The 6,096-nt window shown below is 38.9% G+C and carries 4 protein-coding genes, 1 tRNA gene and 1 rRNA gene; 3 read left to right on the top strand and 3 right to left on the bottom strand.

The features are described from left to right. A 5S ribosomal RNA gene (gene rrf / locus ACQKOF_RS24860) occupies positions 1 to 90 on the bottom strand; the annotation flags it as partial. 897 nt (positions 91 to 987) lie between these two features. Continuing rightward, complete coding sequence (locus tag ACQKOF_RS24855) at positions 988 to 2,067, bottom strand: cysteine desulfurase family protein (RefSeq protein WP_427563019.1); 1,080 nt, start codon at positions 2,065 to 2,067, stop codon at positions 988 to 990. A gap of 100 nt (positions 2,068 to 2,167) precedes the next feature. Here ACQKOF_RS24855 and nadB point away from each other — a divergent pair, with 100 nt between their 5' ends. Genes nadB through nadA form a run of 3 tightly spaced genes read left to right on the top strand, consistent with a single transcriptional unit; the run spans position 2,168 to position 5,652 of the window. Continuing rightward, entirely contained in the window at positions 2,168 to 3,745 is a 1,578-nt protein-coding gene (nadB, locus tag ACQKOF_RS24850; protein WP_427563022.1) for an L-aspartate oxidase, read from the top strand. Further along, a complete protein-coding gene (nadC, locus tag ACQKOF_RS24845) occupies positions 3,702 to 4,562 on the top strand; it encodes a carboxylating nicotinate-nucleotide diphosphorylase (RefSeq protein WP_427563016.1) in 861 nt (286 codons plus the stop codon). Before nadB ends, nadC begins: the two co-directional genes overlap by 44 nt. Next, positions 4,549 to 5,652, top strand: coding sequence for a quinolinate synthase NadA (gene nadA, locus ACQKOF_RS24840; protein ID WP_427563013.1), 1,104 nt, complete (start codon positions 4,549 to 4,551; stop codon positions 5,650 to 5,652). Before nadC ends, nadA begins: the two co-directional genes overlap by 14 nt. Before the next feature lie 371 nt (positions 5,653 to 6,023). On the opposite strand, the gene ACQKOF_RS24835 is transcribed toward nadA, so the two are convergent. Next, a tRNA-Glu gene (locus tag ACQKOF_RS24835) sits at positions 6,024 to 6,095 on the bottom strand. Position 6,096: the final 1 nt, after the last annotated feature.

Here is a 6,096-nt window from a genome sequence, read left to right as displayed (position 1 = left end):
GGGAAGCCCCCAACTACCATCGGCGCTAAAGAGCTTAACTTCCGTGTTCGGTATGGGAACGGGTGTGACCTCTTTGCCATCATCACTAGACTATTAACGACTTTCAATATACGTCGTATTTATGTATTTCGTTTTGAAGTTTATTACCTGTCCTTCAAGACAAGAATTATTGTATAACGTTTTCTCACATTGCGCAACACTTTTTTATAAAAAAAGAGAAATTAATACTTTATAAAGATATTTTTGTAATGTAAGAGAAATTATCACTCTGCTATTTATTATAGCAATTGTTCAATTAAAAGAAAACAATTAATTTATCAGTTGTGTTTTTATCTATTTTATTTCATTAAAAAACGCTGATTTCCGATATGAGCTACTCCTTTCCGACTGTCGAGCCGCTTCGCTTTTCGCAGGAATCTTTAATTTGCGACAGGATCAATCAGAGTAGCCCTTCGTTACAATCAACTTAAAAAGCAAAATATAAACAAAAAACTATTTATAGATTCAATTAACATGCCTGTTAATTTATAATTTCAAAATTATTTAATTATAGCTTTCAGGTTTCATCTTATCCTCAATCATATTAAGCTCTAGAATTACTGTTCAGGTGAAAGAACATTTACTTATTTCACCTGAGAAACAAGCAATTATGCCTCGCCATAATTGTATCTGAAGGCTTTAGGCCAACAGATGTTTTTTGCGCGAAAACGTACCGTCAGCAGCAGGTGTTTTTGTGCGAAAGCGCAGTGCTAACGTAGCGCAGCAGCAGGTGTTTTTGTGCGAAAGCGCAGTGCTAACGTAGCGGCAGCAACATGATGTTGGTCACTCAGTCGTGTGTTGTTGCTGCCGCTTCGCTTTCGCACAGATAAATTGCCACAGGACGAGTGGCGTTCTTAGACTGAGTTCCTCTATTTCAGCAGATGTTTGGACACCCGCTAAAAAGTAACTTATACCAACTTACGTTACCGAAAGCATTTGCTAAAGAAGTTAAATAACAGAAAGTGCCATTTGTAATCGATCAATTTCCTCAAATGTTGTTGCTGGACCAAAAGATATTCTAAAAAACTGACGCGCCGCTTCCATAGAATAGCCCATTGATAAAATTGCCTTCGTACCAGATTCACTATGAATATCACAGGCACTTCCTGTGGAAATACATATCCCCGCTTCATTTAATTTTAACAATACGTATTGTCCCTCTACTCTTTTCATCAATACACCACAAATATTAGGCAATTGCTCCTTACTCTCAATTATTTGACACGTTTCTTGTAAATTCTCCTTAAAGCTTTGACGTAATGCTTCATAATGCTTCCGCTCATATTGATAATCTTCAATCGCCGTAGCAAAAGCGACAATAGCTGGGGTATCTAGTGTTCCTCCCCTTAACCCACGCTCATGCGTGACACCTGGTGCTAATGCAGGAACACGGAGCTTAGGATTAATATAGATAGCTCCACATCCTTTTGGCCCACCTATTTTATGAGCTGAAACGGTAATAGCATCTACTTGCTGTTTTAACGGAAGTTTACAGAAGGACTGTACACAATCGACATGCAAGAGAACGTTTGATTGTTTTGCAATTTCGGCTATTTCTTCAATAGGTTGAATAGAGCCTATCTCTGAATTTACATGTTGAATAGTGATTAAAGCCGTATTTTCTTGTATTGCTTCTCGTAGTTGCTCCACATGAATACAACCATCTTGCTGTAATGGTAACTTCGTGACCACAAACCCCATTTTTTCAAGTGTATTTAAAGCTGCATGTACGGATGTGTGTTCAGCTTGTGATGAAATAATGTGCTTCCCTTTATTTGACGCTAAAGCTAATGACAAAATCGAAATTAAATTGCCCTCAGTTCCGCTTCCAGTAAAAATGACACCGTCACTATTTACTCCAAGAGATCTTGCTACGACAGCTCTTGCCTGTTCAACAAAATAATGCGCTTGCCCCCCTAGATCATGTAAGCTTGCACTATTTCCATAATACTGCTTTGCTACCTCACAATATGCTTTAAGAGCTTTTGGAGCCATTGGAGAAGTTGCAGCGTAATCTAGATAAATCATCTTATTCTTCCTTTCTAGTTTATCAGGTCTTGTTTTCTCTTTTATTTTATGTAAAGATATGTGTCAAGACAACTGTAAAGAAGGTGTGTGTGTGGATGTAATGACAAATGTACTTATTATTGGTAGTGGCATTGCTGCACTTCAAACTGCTCGACTTCTCGAAGGACATTTTCAAGTACAGATCGTTACAAAATGTTCAGTTAAAATGAGTAGTTCTTATCGTGCTCAAGGTGGTATTGCTGCCGTTACAAGTCAAGAAGATCATCCAAAGTTTCACATTGCTGATACGTTGACTGCTGGTGAATATCATCATGAAAGAAGGAATGTTGAAGTACTAATAGAAAACGGCACAGAAATTATGCGCGATTTATTAAATGAGGGCTTCCCAGTTGATCGACAAGTTGATGGGTCCCCTGCTCTAGGCCTTGAGGGGGCACATAGTCATCACCGTATTTTACATGCAGGCGGTGATCGTACTGGCCAAGTAATGATAGATTATTTGCTCAATCAACTTACATCTAATATCGTTGTGAATTGCTATGAAATGGCTTACGAGCTTTTATTGAATACAGATGGAGATTGCGTTGGCGTTTTGACAAAGGGGCCAGAGGGAATGAAGCGCTACCTTGCCCACCATGTCATTCTCGCGACAGGAGGTGCAGGTGCTATTTATTCTTGTACGTCTAACTTTGCTACGAATACTGGAGATGGTATCGCTTTAGCATACCGTGCAGGTGCTGCCATCAGTGATATGGAATTTATGCAATTTCACCCTAGCTTACTTTGGTGTGAAGGGCAGGCTAAAGGTTTAGTCTCTGAAGCTGTACGCGGCGCCGGTGGAATGTTTGTCGATGCACAGCGTCATCCCATAATGAAAGGCATACATGAACAGTTGGACTTAGCACCACGCCATGTTACTGCACATGCATTATTTAATAAACGTACTGCTGGGCAGGAAACATTTATTGATATTTCAAGTATTGAACACTTTGAAATAAAATTCCCTACGATTGCTCAGCTTTGCTATGACAATCATGTTAATTTACAAGATGGATTAATTCCTGTAGCACCAGGTAGCCATTTTTTAATGGGTGGTGTTGTTGCTGATGACAAGGGAAGAACTTCTATTCCTAATCTATATGCAATAGGAGAAGTTGCTTGTACAGGGGTACATGGTGCCAATCGTTTAGCTAGTAACTCTCTTTTAGAAGGAATTGCGTTTGGGCAAAGAACAGCCCAATACATTATTCAAACAGGTTGCAAGCAAAATAGTTTCTTGATTGATGACAAACATCACCAACAAACAATGCCACCATTATTTACAAAAGATCAATTACGACAAATGATGATGCACACATTAGGCATTGTGAGAAATCCTATTGATATGCAACACTTCGTACAACAATTGCCCTCAATGCAAACACTTCTTCATGTTGATTTAGACGGCTTGAATCGACAGGAACTTGAACTTTACATGATGCATATTGTCGCTACATTAATGGCACACGCAGCCATTACACGAAAAGAAACTCGAGGAGCACATATTCGCATTGATAAACCACAAAATGATAATCAGTGGGCAAACCGCTGGATCATTTTTCAACAAGGACAGATGAAAGTGAGGAATTCATTATATGAATATCATCAAACTCGAGGAATTGCTCAAGCAATTTTTTAATGAGGATATAGGCGATGGAGATTTATCGAGTGAATTTATATTTTCTCCAGAACAGCAGGGATCGTTTTCTTTTTATGCGAAGGAAAGCGGCATTTTTTGTGGAGCCCTTATCATTCAGCATGGATTTCTTCTTCTTGATCGATCAATGGATATTATCCTTTATAAACAAGATGGTGAAAAAGTAAATGCCGGTGATGTTCTTGCTGTTATTCAAGGACCTCTTCAAAAGTTATTAATGGGTGAGCGTGTAATTTTGAATCTTATCCAGCGTATGTCTGCAATTGCTACAGCTACAAATTTAGCGGTGCGAGAAACAGCAGGTACTAATGCGAAAATATGCGATACGCGCAAAACAATGCCTGGAATGCGTATGTTAGATAAATATGCTGTTAGAATCGGAGGCGCCTATAACCATCGTAATGGTTTATACGACGCGATAATGCTAAAGGATAATCATATTGCTTTTGCAGGTAGTATCACAAAGGCCGTACAAGCAGCCCGTGCGAAAATCGGTCACACCATTAAAATCGAAGTGGAAATTGAAACAAAAGCGCAGCTAGATGAAGCAATTGCAGCTGGTGCAGATATCATTATGTTTGATAATCGTAGCCCTGAAGAAATACGTGAGTGGCTTCCAGCAGTTCCTCCACATATTGCTACAGAAGCTTCAGGCGGCATTTCGCTTCATAACTTAAATACCTATGCTGAAACAGGTATTCAATGGATTTCACTTGGGGCGCTAACACACTCAGTAACAGCCTTTGACATTAGTGCACTTGTACAAACGAAAGGAGCTAATTCCAATGTCCATCACTAGTTTATTACAACAAACGTCGCTACTACCAGAGCATTATCGTGCATTATCTAAAAATGACATGGAATCTCGCATTCTAGCAATTAAAAAGAGTTTAGGCAGTAAGCTCTTCATCCCTGGGCATCATTATCAAAAAGATGAAGTTATTCAATTTGCAGATGCCACAGGGGATTCCTTGCAGCTTGCTCAATTATCAGCAGCTAACAAGGAAGCTAAACATATAGTATTTTGTGGCGTACACTTTATGGCGGAAACAGCTGATATGCTTACAACTGAACAGCAGCATGTTTATTTACCTGATATGCGTGCAGGCTGTTCAATGGCAGACATGGCAGACATTTATCAAACAGAACAAGCATGGCCGATTTTACAGGAACTCTTTGGCGATACCATTATCCCTCTAACATATGTCAATTCTACTGCTGCCATTAAAGCATTTACTGGGCGACATGGTGGAGCCTGTGTAACATCGTCCAATGCAAAAGAAATGGTTAAATGGGCATTTACGCAAAAGTCACGTATTTTCTTTTTACCAGATCAACATTTAGGTAGAAATACTGCGTACGATTTAGGAATACCACTTGAAAATATGGCCGTTTGGAATCCTCATACAAATATACTTGAGACAGATCAGTCCCCAGAAAACATTCAAGTCATCTTATGGAAGGGACACTGCTCTGTACACGAAGGTTTTACAGTTCAGCATACGAAGTTTATACGTCAAGTTCATCCAAATATGCGTATCATTGTTCATCCAGAATGTAGTCGAGAAGTTGTTGCCGCTGCAGATAATGCAGGTTCTACAAAATACATTATTGATACGATTAATAAGGCACCGAGTGGTTCAGCATGGGCAATCGGTACTGAAATGAATCTCGTTAATCGTATGATCAAGGAGCACCCTGATAAGCAGATTATCTCTTTAAATGAGAATTTCTGTCCTTGTCTTACAATGAATCGAATTGACCTTCCACATCTACTTTGGTCCTTAGAAAGTATAGAAAAGGGGCAGCCACATAATCGTATTGAAGTAGATGCTCATATTGCGGAAGAGGCACGTAGCTCACTTGAAAGAATGCTATTAAAAGCTTAAGAACAAATGCGCTAAAGCGTATACATCCGGCCATAGGGATCGAATCAACCTCTAATCTGCATTCATCTCACCACCTATAGAGGTGGGAGACTTCTGCTGAAAGAAATTAAAAATCTATAGTTTCTTTAACAATAACAAAACGTCTACTCATTTCTGGTAGACGTTTTGTTATTGTAGTTATTTGAGTCTTCTACGTGACATGTTGCAATGTTTGTTTTCAATTTAATAAATTTCAACATTTAATTAAAAAATTGTTTATGAAAAAAATATTAGATTCTTACTCTTCGTATCAAATCCTATATAGAATCTTAAAAGCTATCTTTATACAAAAAAATGCAGTAGATGTAAATTACATCTACTGCATTTCAGTATGACCCGTACGGGATTCGAACCCGTGTTACCGCCGTGAAAGGGCGGTGTCTTAACCACTTGACCAACGGGCCA

The organism is Lysinibacillus sp. NPDC093190, assembly GCF_050280425.1.
Lineage (GTDB): Bacteria > Bacillota > Bacilli > Bacillales_A > Planococcaceae > Lysinibacillus.
This window is presented reverse-complemented; position numbering and strand designations above follow the sequence as displayed.